The organism is Embleya sp. NPDC025285 (genome assembly GCF_055558835.1).
This window is the reverse complement of the sequence record NZ_JBVHLU010000116.1, coordinates 1-16563: the sequence shown is the minus strand read 5'-3', so window position 1 is coordinate 16563 and position 16563 is coordinate 1. Positions and strand designations below refer to the sequence as shown.

The 16563-nt window shown below is 68.6% G+C and carries 17 protein-coding genes and 2 pseudogenes; 13 read left to right on the top strand and 6 right to left on the bottom strand.

Annotation, left to right across the window (positions count from 1 at the left end):
* Positions 1 to 345: 345 nt before the first annotated feature.
* The 5 genes from ACZ4FV_RS44180 (at position 346) to ACZ4FV_RS44160 (ending at position 4678) form a co-directional block, all read left to right on the top strand.
* On the top strand, positions 346 to 948 hold the full coding sequence (locus ACZ4FV_RS44180; protein WP_465326491.1) for a hemerythrin domain-containing protein: 603 nt from the start codon (positions 346 to 348) through the stop codon (positions 946 to 948).
* A gap of 133 nt (positions 949 to 1081) precedes the next feature.
* Positions 1082 to 2284, top strand: coding sequence for a hypothetical protein (locus tag ACZ4FV_RS44175; RefSeq protein WP_465326489.1), 1203 nt, complete (start codon positions 1082 to 1084; stop codon positions 2282 to 2284).
* Between the two features lie 559 nt (positions 2285 to 2843).
* Positions 2844 to 3287, top strand: coding sequence for a DUF1360 domain-containing protein (locus ACZ4FV_RS44170; RefSeq protein WP_465326487.1), 444 nt, complete (start codon positions 2844 to 2846; stop codon positions 3285 to 3287).
* Positions 3288 to 3372: 85 nt separating this feature from the next.
* Positions 3373 to 4077, top strand: a complete 705-nt coding sequence (locus ACZ4FV_RS44165) for a GAF domain-containing protein (RefSeq protein ID WP_465326485.1) — start codon at positions 3373 to 3375, stop codon at positions 4075 to 4077.
* Between the two features lie 211 nt (positions 4078 to 4288).
* Positions 4289 to 4678, top strand: coding sequence for an HAD family hydrolase (locus ACZ4FV_RS44160; RefSeq protein ID WP_465326483.1), 390 nt, complete (start codon positions 4289 to 4291; stop codon positions 4676 to 4678).
* Between the two features lie 126 nt (positions 4679 to 4804).
* On the opposite strand, the gene ACZ4FV_RS44155 is transcribed toward ACZ4FV_RS44160, so the two are convergent.
* Positions 4805 to 5311: a helix-turn-helix transcriptional regulator gene (locus ACZ4FV_RS44155; protein WP_465326481.1), complete on the bottom strand. Its 507-nt coding sequence runs from the start codon at positions 5309 to 5311 to the stop codon at positions 4805 to 4807.
* A 75-nt stretch (positions 5312 to 5386) separates the two neighbouring features.
* Here ACZ4FV_RS44155 and ACZ4FV_RS44150 point away from each other — a divergent pair.
* The 4 genes and pseudogenes from ACZ4FV_RS44150 to ACZ4FV_RS44135 all read left to right on the top strand — a co-directional run bounded on the left by ACZ4FV_RS44150 (position 5387) and on the right by ACZ4FV_RS44135 (position 10473).
* Positions 5387 to 6180, top strand: a protein-coding gene (locus tag ACZ4FV_RS44150; protein WP_465326518.1) for an IS5 family transposase whose coding sequence is annotated in 2 segments (ribosomal slippage) — positions 5387 to 5716 and positions 5719 to 6180 — 792 coding nt in all. Because the reading frame shifts where the segments join, the coding sequence is not laid out codon by codon here.
* A gap of 748 nt (positions 6181 to 6928) precedes the next feature.
* Positions 6929 to 8083, top strand: a complete 1155-nt coding sequence (locus ACZ4FV_RS44145; RefSeq protein WP_465326479.1) for an IS701 family transposase — start codon at positions 6929 to 6931, stop codon at positions 8081 to 8083.
* Positions 8084 to 8322: 239 nt separating this feature from the next.
* A pseudogene (locus tag ACZ4FV_RS44140) lies at positions 8323 to 9326 on the top strand (IS5 family transposase).
* The gene (locus tag ACZ4FV_RS44135) at positions 9301 to 10473 is read left to right on the top strand and encodes a serine hydrolase domain-containing protein (protein WP_465326477.1); all 1173 of its coding nucleotides are present in this window, start codon (positions 9301 to 9303) and stop codon (positions 10471 to 10473) included. Before ACZ4FV_RS44140 ends, ACZ4FV_RS44135 begins: the two are co-directional and overlap by 26 nt.
* Here ACZ4FV_RS44135 and ACZ4FV_RS44130 read toward each other — a convergent pair.
* From ACZ4FV_RS44130 to ACZ4FV_RS44115, 4 genes are all read right to left on the bottom strand, one after another.
* The gene (locus ACZ4FV_RS44130) at positions 10463 to 10741 is read right to left on the bottom strand and encodes a hypothetical protein (protein WP_465326475.1); all 279 of its coding nucleotides are present in this window, start codon (positions 10739 to 10741) and stop codon (positions 10463 to 10465) included. The two genes, ACZ4FV_RS44135 and ACZ4FV_RS44130, sit on opposite strands and share 11 nt — an antisense overlap.
* A gap of 613 nt (positions 10742 to 11354) precedes the next feature.
* The gene (locus tag ACZ4FV_RS44125) at positions 11355 to 11807 is read right to left on the bottom strand and encodes a DUF6098 family protein (RefSeq protein ID WP_465326473.1); all 453 of its coding nucleotides are present in this window, start codon (positions 11805 to 11807) and stop codon (positions 11355 to 11357) included.
* A 90-nt stretch (positions 11808 to 11897) separates the two neighbouring features.
* Positions 11898 to 12197, bottom strand: coding sequence for a DUF3040 domain-containing protein (locus ACZ4FV_RS44120; protein ID WP_465326470.1), 300 nt, complete (start codon positions 12195 to 12197; stop codon positions 11898 to 11900).
* 131 nt (positions 12198 to 12328) lie between these two features.
* Positions 12329 to 12544 (bottom strand): hypothetical protein, encoded by a 216-nt coding sequence (locus ACZ4FV_RS44115; protein ID WP_465326468.1) that lies wholly within the window; start codon positions 12542 to 12544, stop codon positions 12329 to 12331.
* 818 nt (positions 12545 to 13362) lie between these two features.
* On the opposite strand from ACZ4FV_RS44115, the gene ACZ4FV_RS44110 reads away from it, so the two are divergent.
* The gene (locus ACZ4FV_RS44110) at positions 13363 to 13776 is read left to right on the top strand and encodes a TraR/DksA family transcriptional regulator (RefSeq protein WP_465326465.1); all 414 of its coding nucleotides are present in this window, start codon (positions 13363 to 13365) and stop codon (positions 13774 to 13776) included.
* Positions 13777 to 13867: 91 nt separating this feature from the next.
* Here the strand turns inward: ACZ4FV_RS44110 and ACZ4FV_RS44105 are convergent.
* Positions 13868 to 14041, bottom strand: a pseudogene (locus ACZ4FV_RS44105) (IS630 family transposase); the annotation flags it as partial.
* 416 nt (positions 14042 to 14457) lie between these two features.
* Between ACZ4FV_RS44105 and ACZ4FV_RS44100 the strand changes: the two are divergent.
* The 3 genes from ACZ4FV_RS44100 to ACZ4FV_RS44090 all read left to right on the top strand — a co-directional run bounded on the left by ACZ4FV_RS44100 (position 14458) and on the right by ACZ4FV_RS44090 (position 16475).
* On the top strand, positions 14458 to 14865 hold the full coding sequence (locus tag ACZ4FV_RS44100; RefSeq protein WP_465326463.1) for a DNA glycosylase family protein: 408 nt from the start codon (positions 14458 to 14460) through the stop codon (positions 14863 to 14865).
* A gap of 621 nt (positions 14866 to 15486) precedes the next feature.
* Complete coding sequence (locus tag ACZ4FV_RS44095) at positions 15487 to 15921, top strand: DUF6196 family protein (protein WP_465326461.1); 435 nt, start codon at positions 15487 to 15489, stop codon at positions 15919 to 15921.
* Positions 15922 to 16256: 335 nt separating this feature from the next.
* On the top strand, positions 16257 to 16475 hold the full coding sequence (locus ACZ4FV_RS44090; protein WP_465326459.1) for a chaplin: 219 nt from the start codon (positions 16257 to 16259) through the stop codon (positions 16473 to 16475).
* Positions 16476 to 16563: the final 88 nt, after the last annotated feature.

Below are 16563 nucleotides of genomic sequence, written 5' to 3'. Positions count from 1 at the left end.
GGGTATCCCATCCGTCTTGGTGTCGAGTGCCGGGCCGGTGGATCACGACCCAAGGACCACGATCGCGTATACCCGCAGCCCCCACCGAGCATCCGCCGCGCACGGGCACGGGCGAGCACGTTTCGGCTTCGGGCCCCGACTCCCACGAGCTGGTACCGAAACCTTCCGACGTCGGCCCCCCGGCCCGACTACCGGTCCTCGACACGAGCCGCCTCCCCGGTGGACAGGGCAAAACCTACCCTTTCCCGTCTCGATGTCGACCGCGTGTCGCTAACCCGTCACGTGTGGACACGGCGTGGAGGGGTAGCGCGGTGTTTCGACCTCCCTTCGAGCCAGAGGTGAACGATGACCGAGCACTCGACGCCCTCCTTGGGCGCGCCCGTGGCCGGCACTCCCGAGGTGGTGGATCTCGTACGCCGACAACACGCCGAAATCCGCAGTCTGTTCGACGAGGTGGACGCCTGCACCGGCGCCGAGCGTCGGGACGCCTTCGACCGCCTGGTGCGGCTGTTGGCCGTGCACGAGACCGCCGAGGAGGAGATCATCCACCCCCTTGCGCGAACGGCGACCGCCGGCGGTTCCGGCCTGGTCGACGCCCGGCTGGGCGAAGAGTACGCGGCCAAGGAACTGCTGGTCGAATTGGAGCGGATCGGGCCGGACGCCCCGGCGTTTCCCGAGAAGCTGGACCGGCTGCGGCTGGCCGTGCTCAAGCACGCCCGTAGCGAGGAACGCTACGAACTGCCCAAGATCCAACGTGAGGCCCCCGCCGCAACGGTCGCCGCGGCGGCTCCCAGCATGCGCGCGGCCATGGCGATGGCTCCCACCCACCCGCACCCCGGCGCCGAATCGGCGACCGCGAACATGCTCGGCGGTCCCATGCTCGCGGTGGTGGACCGGGTACGCGACGCGATCCGTAAGGCCAAGGGCGAGAACACCGCCGGACGCTGAACAGCCCCGATCCCAGGACCCCGATGCGACACCGCGACCCTCATCGGTCCCGCGGACCCACCGCCCCGACCGGCCCCGCCACCGGGCGCCAAGGCGGCCCGCCCCATCACCACGAAACAATCCGAGGAGCATCGTGACGTTCAATCCGTTGGACCACAAAGGCATTCCGCTCGACGGCCAGTTGCGCACCTGGCGCGAACTCGACGTGGAGCCGATCGACCCGGACAAGGCCGACCCGTACACCCGTTGTCGGATCATCACCATGAACGGCATCGAGACCGAGGCGATCCTGTTCAGCCACAACTTCTCCCGGCACTGCCCCGACCCCGAGGTGCGCCGAAGGCTCGCCGAGGTCCGCTACTTCGAACAACAGCAGCAAAAGGTCGTCAACTGGCTTCTCCCCGGCCTGAACTCGGTCCTGGAGACGACGATCGCCTACGAGCAGGTCGCCGTCGACCTGACCTCGTGGGTGGCCCGCATGGAACCCGACCCCTACCTGCGCCAGTGCTACCGGTTCGGCCTGCTGGAGGACTTCGACCACCTGTACCGGTACGCGAACCTGTACGAGATGATCGAACACCGCAAGGCGGAGAAGATCGTCGACCACCTGACCGAGGTCATGCCCGGACGCCCCGCGTACCTGCACCACCGGCACCCGGTGGACAACCTGCGCACGCCCTACGACCGCACCACGGTCGACCCGCTGTCCCGACTGCACGCGCTGACCATCATGTCGGCCGAACAGCAGACCATGAACTACTACATGAACGTCGGCCCCCTGGCCATCGAACCCATCGCGCGCCGCCTCTACCAGGAGATCGCCATGGTCGAGGAGGAACACGTCACCCACTACGAATCCCTCGTCGACCAGGGCGAGACCTGGTGGGAACAACTCGTCACCCACGAGTACAACGAGTGCTACCTCTACCACTCGTTCATGGAGACCGAACCCGACCCGCGGATCAAAGCCATCTGGGAACTGCACCTGAACATGGAACTGGGCCACCTCCAGATCGCCGCCGATCTCATGCGCCGCCACGACGGACGCGACCCGGCCGACATCCTCGCCCCGGAACTGCCCGAGCCGGTCACGTTCGAACCCAACAAGGCATACGTGCGCGAGACCCTCGCCACCGAGATCGACCTCACCACTCTCGGCGAAGGATTCGTCGCCGAGGCACACGAGCGCTTCACCAAGATGCAGCAGGCCCTCAACGGCCCCGGCAACATCCCCAGCGAGGACGTCATCACCGCCCACCGCGACCACTTCGACGGGAAGGAATACCGCCTGGAGACCGAAGGCGAACACCCCGTCCCCGCCCTGCGCACGAGCTGAGCCGCATGCCGAGCGGGCAGAGTCCCACCGCCTCTCCGGCGGTGGGACCCCCGGCCGTTCCCGCCTGAGTCCCCCTCGAGCCGGTGACGCACCACGGTGTCGCATCGAACCGCACACGGGCGGACCCCGCGTCCCCCACCCACCAGCGCGCCACGCCACGAAGTGAATCTTTCATCGGAGCCGAGGAACACGACCGAAGCGAAGCCGGTGAACCGCCCATGCCCACAACACGGAACCACCGGATCGGCGCTCATAGCCGGCACCGTCCTCGGGAACGGAAACGGCAGCGGTCCGACCGGACCCGCACCCGCAAGGCACTCACCGCGCCGACGCACTGTGCGGCGTCGGGGGTGGCTTCGGCCGCGCGCAGCCGGATGGCATCCGGCACCACCGCGTGCCGCAGCGCACCCGCGAACGCCTTGCGTCACGGCCCGGGCAGTGCCCCACGACGTTCCCCGCACGTCGGAGCAGGCCCCCGGGGCCACGCCGTCCACGCAGAGTCCGCACCGTGCATCCACCTTGGCTGTTTAATGTCGTCAGCACGGGTTACCGGGGGGCCATGAACGACGAGGCGAACGACACGACGCGCTACACGGTGACCCTGGCCGCGTACGGGGTCGCCGTGGGCGCCACCTTGCTCGCCGGAAGGCGCAAGGGCGCAGGCGTCCCCGACGAGCTCCGCACCAAGGATCTGATCCTCGGCGGGCTCGCCGCCCACAAACTCTCCCGACTCGTCGGCCGAGAAGCGGTCACTTCCCCCTTGCGGGCGCCGTTCACGGCGCCGGACACCCGCTCCCCGGCGCAGGGTTCGGCAATCCGCCGGACCGTGGGAGAATTGTTCACCTGTCCGTTCTGCCTGGGGATGTGGGTCGCCACGGGTATCACCGCGGGGTTGGTCCTGGCCCCCCGTACGACCCGCCTGGCCACCTCCACCCTCGCCATGCTGGCCGGGTCGGACTTTCTGCAATACGCACACACCGCGTGCGCCAACCACACCGACTGACCAAGGCGGCTCGGTCGATGCATTGCGTTGAGCGCGCCGACTCCATCGCCGCGTCGACCTGCTCGACGCGCCGGCGAGAGAACTCGTGCAGGCCGCCGTGTCGCTGGCGCACGTGCGCGGGGCCGGGGCCACGTGCGCGCGACGGGCGGTATCGATGGCGTCCTCGCGCAGCGTGATTCGACGGCACGTCGGGTGCCTGCAGGCCCTGCGCACCGGCCACCCGGTCCTGCTGTGCGACATCACCCACGAGGACCGCCGGCCCGACTTCGCCCGAACCGCCGAGGCCACAGGCGTGCGCAGCGTCCACTTCGTCCCGCTCACCGTCGGCGACACCATGACGGCCGCGTTCAACCTGTACTCCCTGCGCCCGGACGCCTATTGCCCGCCCGAGCGCGAACACGCCGCCGCGTTCGCCCGCCAGGCCTCCCAGGCCCTGGATACCGCCCTCGCCTTGGTCCGCAACCTCGACGCCGGACACCGCGTCCGCCACGCTCTCGAATACCGCGCCGTAATCAACCGCGCCCCTGGGCTTCCTGATGGAACGTCACCACTGCACCGCCGGGCAGGCCCGGGCATCCTGCGCACCGCCGCACACCGCCGTGGCGGCGAACTCCACACCGTTGCCGCCGACATCCTCGCCGACACGCCACCCCCGAACCCCACGACAACTGACCGACCCCCGCCGGAACTCCGACGGCTCGCGTCCGCCGCCCGACACGGCTTCGACACCGACCGTTGTGTCCAAACCGTCCCCGGAACCGGGGGGCGCCGCCGTGTCCCCGTGGGGTGATTCTTGGGTGGGCCTGATGAGAGGACGCGGGCCGGGCCTTCTTCCCGAGGACCCGGCAAGCGTGTGCGGGTTTCCTGCCCGGCGTCGCCGTTGAAGGGCTCCGCTCGGCCCCGTTTCGTCGGGCGGGTGCGGGCGCACCGGTGGACGTCACGGTGTCGACCGGAGCCCCGCACGTCGGTGGGTCGGGTGAGGGGGCGCGGCACTCGTCTGCTTGGCCGCCGACTTCGCGCCGCTGGCGGTGGCGAGCAACTGCCCCCGCGACGCCGTGGAATCCGGACTGGCACATGCCGGGCTGCTCCCGCACTTCACCGACATCGTCGTCCCGGACACGACCCTGCGCCCCAAGCCCGACCCGGACGTCTACCTCGCCGCCGCGCGCGCGTGCGGCACCCCGCCGTCCGCATGCCTGGCAGTCGAGGACTCCTACTGCGGCATCCTGGCCGCCTCCCGCGCGGGCCTGCGCGTGCTGGGCGTGGGATCCTCCCCACGCGAGGAGGAACTGGCCCTCGCCGACATGTGGGTACCCACCCTGGCCGACGCCACCCTCCTCGCCTGGGCCGGCTCGCGCGAAACCTCGATTACCACCTGCTCACCAGTCTGAACACCGGGCAGCCCACCGCACCGGCCGCAGCACAGGATCCGCCCCAACGCGGCACGAGTGGTCGACACGCGCCCACACCACTTGGCCCGACCGTGCCGCACGTCGGCGGCAAGGCCCCTCGCGGACTCAGTCGAGTTCGACGGCGCGGGAGGCGGCCCACGGGGAGGAGGCGCACAGTTTCGGAGATACGCCGGCCAGTTCGCGGAAGTCGCGGTTCATGTGGGCCTGGTCGTAGAACCTGCAGGTGGCGGAGACCTCGGCCAGGTTGGCGCCGGGACTGGAGAGCAGGGCGACGGCGTGTTGGAAGCGGACGATGCGGGCCACGGACTTCGGGGTCAGGCCGATTTGGTGGGTGAAGCGACGGAGCAGGTGTTTGTGGCTCCAGCCGGTTTCCTTGACGATCCGGGCGATCGGGATGGCGCGGGGGCCTGCGGTGAGCAGGTGCCAGGCGTGGGCGACGTGGAGGTCGGCGGCCGGGCCTTGGTCGATCCGGTGCAGCAGGGTGTTGTCCAGGAGGGCGAATCGTTTTGCCCAGTCCGTGGTGGCGGCGAGGCGTTCGATGAGTTCGCCGGCGGCCGGGCCGAGGACGTCGTCGAGCCCGACCACCGTGTTCGCCAAGTCCGACAACGGCATCGCGAACAGGCGGTACGCGCCTAAGAAGTCGTTTCATTTGGCGTGTTCGCTATTCTGGCGTGTGTGACGACGCTTGTGGAGCGGCTGGTGCCGGACGAGTTGTGGGAGTTGTTCGAGCGGGTGGTGCCGTCGAAGCCGACCCGGCCGCAGGGCGGTGGTCGTCGAAGGTACGGGGATCGCGAGGTGTTGGCGGGCATCGTGTTCGTGGCGACGTCCGGTTGCACGTGGCGGCAACTGCCGCCCGTTTTCGGTGCCTCGTGGCAGACGATCTACCGGCGGTTCGCCGAGTGGAGTCGGGCGCGGGTGTGGGCGAAGCTGCACCGAGTCCTCCTGGACGAACTCGGCGCGCGTGGCGCGTTGGACTGGTCGCGGTGCGCGGTGGACTCGGTGAACATGCGGGCCCTCAAAAAGGGGAGTTGACGGGTCCGAATCCTGTGGATCGGGGCAAGTACGGGTCGAAGATCCACCTGCTCACCGAGCGCACCGGTCTGCCCCTGTCGATCGGGATCTCCGGTGCGAACACCCACGACAGTCAGGCCTTGATACCCCTGGTCGAGGGCATCCCGCCGATCCGCTCCCGCCGCGGACCCCGCCGCCGAAAGCCTGCCAAACTCCACGGCGACAAGGCGTACGACCACCGCTTCATCCGCGTGTTCCTGCGCAAGCGACGCATCATCCACCGCATCGCCCGCCGCGGCATCGACTCCTCCCAGCGCCTGGGCCGGCACAGATGGGTCATCGAGCGGACGGTGTCCTGGCTCAACGCGTTCCGTCGTCTTCACCGCCGATACGAGGTCAAAGCCTCGCACTTCGGAGCGTTCGTCAGCATCGCCGCCGCATTCATCTGCTACCGCCGATACACCAAATGAAACGACTTCTAAAGGCGCGATCTGTATGCGTAACGCCTCTTGGCCGCCGGGGTGTTCGACGACGCCAGGGCCGTCCTCCAGGCCGCCCACCGGCGTGCGGAGCGTGCTCACGGTCGGGGGCGGGCCGTCGAGCCGGCCCATGCGGGTGAACGGGGCCCCGAGGTTCACCACGACCATGACGCAGTTGTTCGGCACCAGGCGCGCCTCGTAGCGCGAGCCGGGGACGCCGACGTACCCGGCGCGTTCGTGGACGTACGGCGCCAGGGCGAGCGGTTCCTGGCGGTGGACCCGCCACAGCGGGCCGACGCGGGTCACGGTGAAGTCCGATCCTGGACGTGGGGGAGCTGGCACGGCGGCGGAGTCTACCCAGGTGTTACCGAGGGTTGCACGCACAAGGACCTGGGGTGCGGGCGATTTCGGACCTGGCCGACTCGGCCCGCGCGGCAGGCGCCCAGGCGGACACGCATCGATCACCCGGCCTTGCCTCGGCCCCCGGCGGCCAGGTCAATTTCGTCCAAGCCAGGGGTGGCCAGGGACGCATAGCGTCATGCCTCGGCGTGCCTGCTCAGGCACGTCCCGCACATCCGTCCCGCGTCTCTCCTTGCTCGGCCCACCCCGGCCCGGGCAGCAAGCACTGGAGCCCGTATGCGCAGACTCCGCACGTCCCTATTGGGCGCCGCAGTCGGCTTAGTACTGCAACGACACTCCGTGACCGGAAGTCATCACGGTCGTTGGTCCGTTCGTGTCGATGGAGATAGTTGACGGTTGGTCAGATGCGTTCGCGGACTTCGCGGGGCGGTTCGCGGGCCGGTTCGGGCGGGTGGAGCCGCGCCGGCGGATGGTGTCCTATCTGCGGGGATTGCTTGGCGAGTCGGAGCGCAAGAACGGCTGGACTCTGGCGGAGGCGGCCGGGGAGGCCGGTCCGCAGGGCATGCAGCGGCTGCTGAATCACTACCGCTGGGACGCCGACGCTCTGCGTGACGACGTTCGTGACGCGGTTGTGGAGCTCGTCGGAGATCCCGACCGGGGAATTCTGATCCTCGACGAGACGGGCTTTCTCAAGAAGGGGGGCCGCTCGGCAGGTGTGGGTCGGCAGTATTCGGGGACGGCGGGCCGGATCGAGAATTCCCAGATCGGGGTCTTCCTCGCGTACGGATCCGAGAAGGGTCGGGCACTGATCGACCGGGAGCTTTATCTTCCGAAGGACTGGACATCGGACCGCGAACGCTGCCGGGCGGCGGGTATCGGCGACGAGGTCGAGTTCGCCACCAAACCGGACCTGGGCCTGCGAATGCTCGAGCGGGCCGTGGAATCCGGTATTCCCTTCGGATGGGTTACCGGCGACGAGGTCTACGGTCAGGCGAGGCGGATCCGACTGTGGCTGGAAGAGCATGAGATTCCCCATGTGCTCGCCGTTCCGAAATCGCAGATGGTCATGACCATGGAATTCTTCGGACAGGCCCGTGCGCACGAGCTGGTCGGCGAGCTTCCCGACGATGTGTGGAGGCGCCTGAGCTGCGGCGACGGTGCTCACGGCCCGCGCGAGTACGACTGGGCGGCAGCCGCGATCCGACCCTGGCGGCTCGCGGGCTGGGATCACTGGCTTTTGGCACGGCGCAGCCCCGTGGACCCCACGGAAATGGCCTACTACATCTGCTTCTGCCCGGCCGGTACCCCGCTGGATGAACTTGCGCGGATCGCAGGATCCCGGTGGATGGTTGAGGAATGTTTCCAGACGGCGAAGAATGAAACCGGACTCGATCACTACCAGGTCCGCGGCTACACGGCGTGGTATCGGCACATATCCCTCTCCATGGCCGCCCTCGCCTTCCTTGCCATCTTGCGAGCGGAGGCAAAAAAGGGGATCTGGAAGGCGGTGGCGGACGATATCTGGTACCCGTGACCATGAATGAGGCTCGGCGGCTCTTCAACCGTATTTCTTCTCCGGTTCGCCACAGCACGAAGCATGTACTCGCCTGGTCCATATGGCGAAGAAGAAGCCAAGCTCGAGCACGCATCAGCCATTACAGACGCCGAGGACATCCCGAAGTGTCGTTGCAGTATTAGGGCGTGTATCGGGTCGTGATCAATCTGTGGGATTCGTCGTCAAGGCGCGGTCCTGGTCTGGTAGATCGTCTTGTTGTGACGAGAGAGCAACTGACGGACGTGGAGTGGGAGTTCATCGGGCCGTACCTGCCGATCGGTGCGTACGGTCCGTATCCCGAGCGGCTGCGGCAGCAGTTCGAGGGCGTGATCTGGAAGTTCCGGACGGGTGCGCAGTGGCGTGAGATGCCGGAGCGGTTCGGTGCGTGGCCGACCGTGCACAACCGTTTTCGGCAGTGGCGTGACGCCGGTGTCTTCGAGGCCCTGTTGGAGGGCCTGATCGCGGAGGCCGCGAAACGGGGCGAGGTGGACCTGTCGCTGGTGAGCGTGGACTCGACCACCGTCCGGGCGCATCACGACGCCGCCGGGATGCATCTCGACCCCGCCACGCTCACCGCCCTGGAGAAGGCCGCCGCCGAGGAGGAGAAGGCCCGGAAAAAGGGGGCGGCCCGGAGGAACAAAACGGGAACGGAGCCGGAATCGACCCGAAGCGGGAGGAACGACGACGTCTCCGGTGCCGACACAAGGTCCGACTGAGGGTTGCTCTGCTCGGGCGATCGAGGGGCGGGCAGACCTCCAAGATCCACCTCGCCTGCGACCGGAACTGCCGCCCGTTGGCGTTCGTCCTGACCGCGGGACAGGCCGCCGACAGCCCGCAGTTCGTCCCCGTCCTCGGGAGGATACGGGTCCGCGGGCCCGTCGGGCGTCCCCGCACCCGACCCGACGCGGTCGCCGGGGACAAAGCCTACTCGTCCCGCGCCAACCGCGCCCACCTGCGGAAACGCCGCATCAAGGCGGTCATCCCGGAGAAGAGCGACCAGGCCGCCAACCGCAAGAGGAAAGGCAGCGGCGGCGGCCGGCCCGTCGGCCACGACGCCGACCTCTACAAGGAACGGAACACGGTCGAGCGCATGATCAACAAGCTGAAGGCCTGGCGAGGCATCGCCACCCGCTACGACAAGACCCCTGAAAGCTACCTCGCCGGCCTCCACCTCCGCGCCGCGATGATCTGGGTCAATGCCCTCAGCCGAAACACCTGTTGATCTCAACTGGATACACGCCCTAGCCGTCCTGGCCGCCACCGCACAACCCTCGACGGCGTCCTCGGTCACCGCCGCGCAGGCGTTCCAGACCGGCGCCGATCAAGGCATAGTCGCCGGCTACCCGGGGGTCATGGGCCTCATCGTCAACGGGGCCACGAACACGTATGTCAAGGCGGGGTCGAACGTCCGTGGTTCCGCGACGCCGCTGGACACGAACGCGAAGTTCCGGATCGCGAGCAATACCAAGACATTCACCTCCACGGTGGTCCTCCAGCTGGAGGCCGAGGGCAGACTGTCGCTGAACGACACCGTCGCGCACTGGCTGCCGAACGCGGTCAACAGCAACGGGTATGACGGCAACACCATCACCATCCGCGAGCTGCTCAACCAGCGCTCGGGGCTGCCGGACTACATGGCGCCCTACAACGTCGCGTATTACGGGGCGTTCAACGTCGATCAGAGCTACACGCCCCAGGAGCTCATCAACTCGGCCTTGGCCCAGCGGCCGGCCACGCTGCCCCGGGTGTTCGAGTACGCGAACACGAACTACATGCTCGCCGGGATGATCATCACGGCGGTCACCGGCCACACCCCGTCCGTCGAGATCACCAACCGCATCATCACCCCGCTGAACCTGACCAACACGAGCTACCCGGAGACGTCCCCGGACATCTACGGCAACTTCATGCGCGGCTGGCGTTGGCCACCCCCGCTGTGGTGGGGCTACCAGCCGCCGCTCGCGGACTCGACCCGGTCCAACACCCAACTGTTCGGCCCGGCCGGTGCGATCATCTCGACCCTGCAGGACCAGGTCACCTTCGAGCGTGCCCTCCTTCAGGGGCAGGTGCTCGCGCCGACCCAGCTGGCCGAGATGAAGACCTCGATCAAGATCGAGAACTACGACAACGAGTACGGCCTGGGCATGACCCGCGTGAAGGCCACGTGTAACGGCGCGACCCAGTGGTTCTGGTCGCACGGCGGCGACGAGATCGGCTACCACTCCCGCTGGTTCGCCACCGAGGACGGCAGCAAGCAGATCTTCTACGTCGCGAACGAGAACCACGGCCTGGAGCTCACCGAGAGCGCGGGCAAGCAGGCGCTGCAGGCGGGCGCCCTGAACGCGATGTGCGAGCTGCTCAAGCCGTAACGGCTCCCGATAGACGTCCCGCCCCGGTCGCCCCTGCACGGCGACCGGGGCGGAGCCTCGTCGTGTTCGCCAGGGCGCCGGCGTCGCGGGCGGCCCGCCATTCCTGGACGTGGGAGTGATACAGCCGCTCGCGTCGCAGGAGCGCGCCGCGTCCGGCGGTTTCCGGGGCGCCGCCGTACTCGGTGACGATCCGGAGCTTGTACTCCGGGGTGAAGGTGCGGCGCTTGGGCTTGGGAGCCGGGTCGCCGCCGGGATTCGGGCTGGTCATGAAGGTGGTGCTCCTGTCGTGCCCGCTCGAGCTGACCCGGATCCATCGGGCGTCTCACCACACACTGACGGAGGGGACGGCGCGACGCCGCATGTGCGAGAACAACCGGCTTCCGACCACCCGTCGCCTGTTCGCGCACCCCGCGTTACCGGGCCGGTGAAGACGGTCGGAAAGACGAGCACTCGGGAAGACCGGCCGAGACAGCAGCCTCTCGGTTGGGTGTCGAGCGCCCACAGCCGCGGCGGGTGCGGGCGGGCCGCCCAGGCGTGGCACGGCGCACCGGAGGGGGTGCGACGCGGCGATCGAATCTGGCGCATGCCGCGGACGGCGTCGCCATCACAGAGCGGGCGCCCAGGCCTCGGCGTCGTGCGCGAACAACCGCTTCTCGTCTGAACGGATGCCATCCGCCCGGGCACGGACGCTGTATCGGGTCGAGCAGGATCGTCCTCGCTACTTCCCCCTCTCCGCACGGAGGAACACCCGACCCGGCCTACGTGCGCGGGAACAATTTCGCCACCGTGCATCGACCGGGCCTTCTCGGGATGTCGCCGGCTGTGGCTGCCCCGAACCCCGCACCGGCTCTGATGAAATTTTAGACCGGCCGATCCCGCAGTCACGAGTGCCGATCCAGCGGCCCCCACGAGCCCTTCTGGGCGTCGACGAGTTCACGGGCCTCGCGTAGGGCTGCCCCGCTGATCCACCCGACGGCCTGCTCCGCGATCACCAGGGGCTCGTTGTCGGGTCCGCGCCCGATGCAGCGCCCGCGCAGCAGCCACGGGCGTACCCCGGGGCCGCGCCGCTTGGGGAGGTGGGCGTAGTCGTACAGGCGCCGGGCCACCCACAGACGGACGGGGCGTCTTCCCCACCACGGTTCGATGTCCAGCGCGGACGCCGACAGCCCCGGCAACGGCACACCGGTCAACTCGTCGGAACTGTGGCCGCCGTCGTCCACGTCCGGCCCGCGCGACCACCGCACGTACAGATCACGATGTCGCTCGACCAGCGCGGCGATCTCGTCCACTCCCGCGAACTCCGCCAGATTCTCATCCGCGTCATCCGCATTCATGGGCGGACTCCCTTTGCGTTCCAACCCGTACACCGGGACTCGATCTTCGTTCGGTACCCGCCACTCGACTGGACGCCGGCGCGAAACCGCTCACCAGTCGGCCGTGCGCCGGCACAGCCACCACAGGGTGACGCCACAGGTGAAGGGCAACGTACCCACATAGGCGTAGGCGGCCCACGGCAGCGCCCACGCGGCTGCCGGCAGCAGCCCCGAGAACACCACGCACAGCACGACGAGCGCCCCCGAGGGCGAGGGATATGCCGGCATCGTCCGGCCATCACGGGGTTGCATCGTTCGCAACCGCCGGTCCAAGCGCCGGTCGGCCCGCAGGTTCCGTTCGATCCCGACCAGAGTCTGCCGCTCGCGCGCCGACAACGGGGTGTCGCCCATCTCCTCGGTACTCCCTCCCGACTCCCCGACCCCCACTGCGGCCGGTCGCGGCAACAGGCCCTCCAACGCGACAACACACAACACCAGCCTGGTGGCGCGGACCACACCGCGTCACGGGATCGGCGGAACGATCAACGCCTACGAACCTCCTCCTCCGCGGTCTCGTGTACCGCCGGCAACCGCACCAGCCGGTCGAACGGATCACGACACTCGGCGCCGGAGCAGGCCTGCACCCCGTCGAACACGTCCCGGATCTCCGCACGTTGCCTGCGGATCAGGTCCACCATCCGGGAGGCCCGACCATACGTGTGCCCGACGAGGACGCCGCATACTCGGTCATCGTTCACCTGGTTCGATGGAATACCGAGACATCGCACTACCCACCGATGCCCGGCCCATACATGAACGGCGGGTGGCACCTTCCGCCGCCGGCTCTGCGGCCTCGGGCGACTCGTTCCGGTCGCCTGCGGCGTCGGATCACCGGGTGAGGACCAGGGGCCGCCTTCCCGAGACGTCCCGAGCGCGGGCACCACTGTTCGCGGACGATCCGCACGGAGTAGCGGAGATGAATGGCCCGCGGAAACCGCCCTGTCGCCGCCGTCGCCTCCCGTTCGGTTGCGGACCGCACGGCATCTGCATGGACACGCCGGTCGCGGGTAGCGACGGCTCGAACTTGGTGGGAAGTCCCCACCGATGTGAAGAGGAGACGACATCATGGACCATCCGGAGGAGCGCCGTCGCCGCTCGCACGCAGCTCGAGCAGGCTCGCGAGGCGGTGGAACGGTTTCGGGAAATGGAATCCCCTGTGCCCGTGCGTGAGCAGGAGGAGACCGACCGGCACACGAGGACGACGACGGCACCCCGGTGCTCTCCCACCTGGGCGAGGGAGAGGGCTTGGGCCGGTTGGAATCCGATCTACGGAACCGCAACGCCCGCACACGGAGATAGCGACCGCGCGCGATGGCCGCCTCACGACGAGCGACCCGCCGGTCCAACGCACTGTTGATGCCTTGCACCGCTTCCGGGATCCGGCTCGTTGCGCTTCGTGCGCTTTCGAGAGATCCGGTGCGGGGTGGGGAGGCGATACGCCCACTGCGCCACCGAGCGAACCACCACACATGTGCTCCGCCGGCTCGTACGACCGAGGCGGTGAAAGGAGAAGGCGATGCGGGAAGCGGCATCAGCAGCCGCGCACGACGACTTCACGCGCGCTCGCCCATCGGAACTGACGACGGCGGAAAAGGAGGAGGTGGCATCCAACCTCAGTCGTAGGTCCCGGCTCCTGCGGGCGGAACTGGCCGCGGTCCACGCTCTCGTGGCCCGGGTCCGCGACGACTGCGCCCTGGATCCGGCCGACTTCGGGGCACGCACCACGGCGATCGAGCAAGCACAGACGGACGCCGCACGTACCCGGGCACTGCTCGAAGAAGTAAACGCCGCCATCACCCGCATGGATCGGCGCACCTTCGGCCTGTGCGTGCTGTGCGGACAGCCCATCGACCGTGAACGGATCCTCGCGTTGCCCCACACGCCCTCATGCGTGGAATGCGCTCGCGGCGTCCACCCGTCTCGTTACTGAGGTTTCCGTCGTGATGTCGGTGGGTTCCTTTTCCCCTGGGCCGGATGGTGAGGCCGGTTTCGGCGAGACAGCCGTCGATGAGGTGGGGCCGTCATTGGATGTGGCGGAGGCCGTGTCTGATCGTGCGGACCAGGTGGTCGGCGTCGGTGCAGGCGACGTTCCCGGTGAAGCCGCGACGGATCAGGGACCGGATACCCTCCACCGGGTTCATGTCCGGCGCGCAACTCGGCAACTGTCGGATCGTCAACCAGTTGAACCGCTCCGCACCGGGCTCTATTGCCGCCTCAGTTGCCCTGCGGTGATGCCCAAGCTGGCCACGAGCGTGCGGCAGTTCACTGACACCATCCGGACGCTGTTCGCGACCACCCCAAGTGGGCTGCGCGCCACACGTGGTGGAGGCGGCGAGTCTCCTTCCGCGGCGGGCGCGATCACCGTGCGGTGCTGCTCGACTTCCTGGGGGCGCAAGCGGTGCCCGGCGTCGAGAAATATTCTGGAGGGGGACCTTTCGTCGTTCGCTCGTCCTGCCGCACGGAGTCGGCGTGGTCGCGCTGAGGGAGGCCCCGGGCGTCGCGCACGTCGAATGCGATTGGGCCTGACCGACCTGCGCGACCGCACCTCGGCCGTGCAGCGCTGCCGCCGACTGCTCGACCTGGACGCCAACCAGCGGGGCTGGCGGCACACTTGGCGGCGGACCCGTTGCTGCGCGCACCGGTCACCCATTGCCCCGGCCGCCGGGTGCCCGGCAGCGTGGACGGCGCGGAGTCGCCGGCAAGGGCCGTACTCGAACAGGATTCCGACCCGCGTACCGCCACCGCTGAGGCCGCGGCGCTGGCAAGCCGCTACGGCCGGCCACTGTCCGCCCCGGTCGGCCGGGTCACGCACACATTCCCGGACCCGGCCGCGCTGTCCGTCCACCGTGGCCCCACGCTGTCCGCATTGGCCCGGGCACTGGCCGACGGCACCCTGCGACTCGACCGCGAACGCGCCGCGAACCGCCTTCTGGACCTACCCGGAATCGACCCGACGGGGCTCGCATCCGGATCCGGATCCGGATCCGGATGCGAGCGCTCGCCGACCCGGACGTGCTGATCCCCGATCGGCTGCTCCGAGCCGCCTGGCGACGACTGGGCCCAGACGATGATGCCTCCGCCCTCGATGCCCGGGCCGGCGGTGGCACCCGTGGCGATCGTATGCCGCCCACCACCTGTGGTCCCTCATGTCGTGACCGGAAACCTTCACCCCATCCCGAGCACCTGGCGCGGCCCCGGCGACCCCGCGGAACGTCCTCGTGGAAGGTGACGGCGAGAGGGCGTCGAGCGCCGGAACGGCTGTCGGCCGAGTTCGGGGCCACGCGGAAACCGCCGGCGAAGGTCCGCGACCGGTGTACGGCAACGAGATCCGCGGGCCCGGTGGCGGGGCCGGCCGCGCGAGGGGCTCAGCCGTGATCGAGGAAGTGGGCGAGTATCCGGAGGGCACTTCGTCCAGAACCCGGGCGAAGCGCAGCGTTGGGTCAACGTGGGCCGGCTCGGCGCACCACTCGCGATGGGTTCGGGCGCCATTCGCGGTCGGTAAGCTCGGGAAGATCGGAACCGGCGAGCCGGTGACGACGTTGTGCGAGTCGGTTGCCGAGGATGGAAAGGCATCGCGCCGGAGCGACCGCACGAGACGTTCAAGGTGGAGCAGTGCCACTCGAATCGAGGAGTCGCATCCATGGTCGGTGTCAGCGTGGAGAGTGCGGAGCAGACGGAAGCGCGACTGCGACGCGTGATCGCTGCGGCCGACTTGGTCGTGCACGAGGGTGTCTGGTGTTTCGAGGAGACTCCCGCCGATCGTCCGCCGACCGTTACCGGTGACACGCTGGCGGTGGTCCGGGACAGCGAGAGCTGGAGTGCCTTGGTTCCGTATGTTGAAAAGGACCACGGTGTCGAGCAGTTCGGGATCTTCTCCTTCCATTTCCCCTCGGACCTGGAGAACAGCGGCTTCGTCGGCTGGTTGGCCACCGCTCTCAAGGTTCGATTGGGGACCGGCGTATTCGTCATCTGCGGGAGCAACCGTGCCAGCGGAGGAATCTACGACTACTGGGGTTGCCCGATCGACCTGATGGACGATGTCATCGCGGTCGTCAAGGAACTGCGCGCGGCCTGACGACCCGGCCGGCGCCCAGTTTGTTCCTTGACATCGGGCTTGGTCATCGACGTCCGGAGGTAACTCCATCGGGTCGTGTGATGAGTGTGCTGCAATGGATCGGCGAGCGGGAGGAGTTCGCGGAAACTCCGCGCGCTACCGTACTCACCGAACTCACCCACGCCTTGCCCCACGCCGCGACCCCGTACACAAACTGATAGAGCACCCTGGCATCGACCCAACGCACGTAGAGCGGCCGGCGGGCCTTCGGCACGTTTGGGCGGCCCGGCGAGGATCGATCGCGACCGGCGAGCGGCCTCCAACGCCGGAGTGACCGCGTCGAGTTCGCGGGCCGGGTGCTGTGCGCCGCCGTCGGCTCCCCCGGCGTCGCCTCCGGCAACCAGATCCAGATTCCGGTCCACGTCCCGATCAACCTGTGCGGGAACACCGTGAACATCGTCGGCGTCCTCAACCCCGCCTTCGGCAACACCTGCCTCAACATCGACGGCGACGACGAGCACGAAGGCCACGGCAGCGACCACCAGGCACCCCAGCACAACGGCCACCGAGGCTGACCCCAGGGACAGCCACACCGGACGTTGCTCCACGTCGGACATGCCGAGACCCCCGCGCCTGCAGGCGCGGGGGTCTCGGCATGTCCGA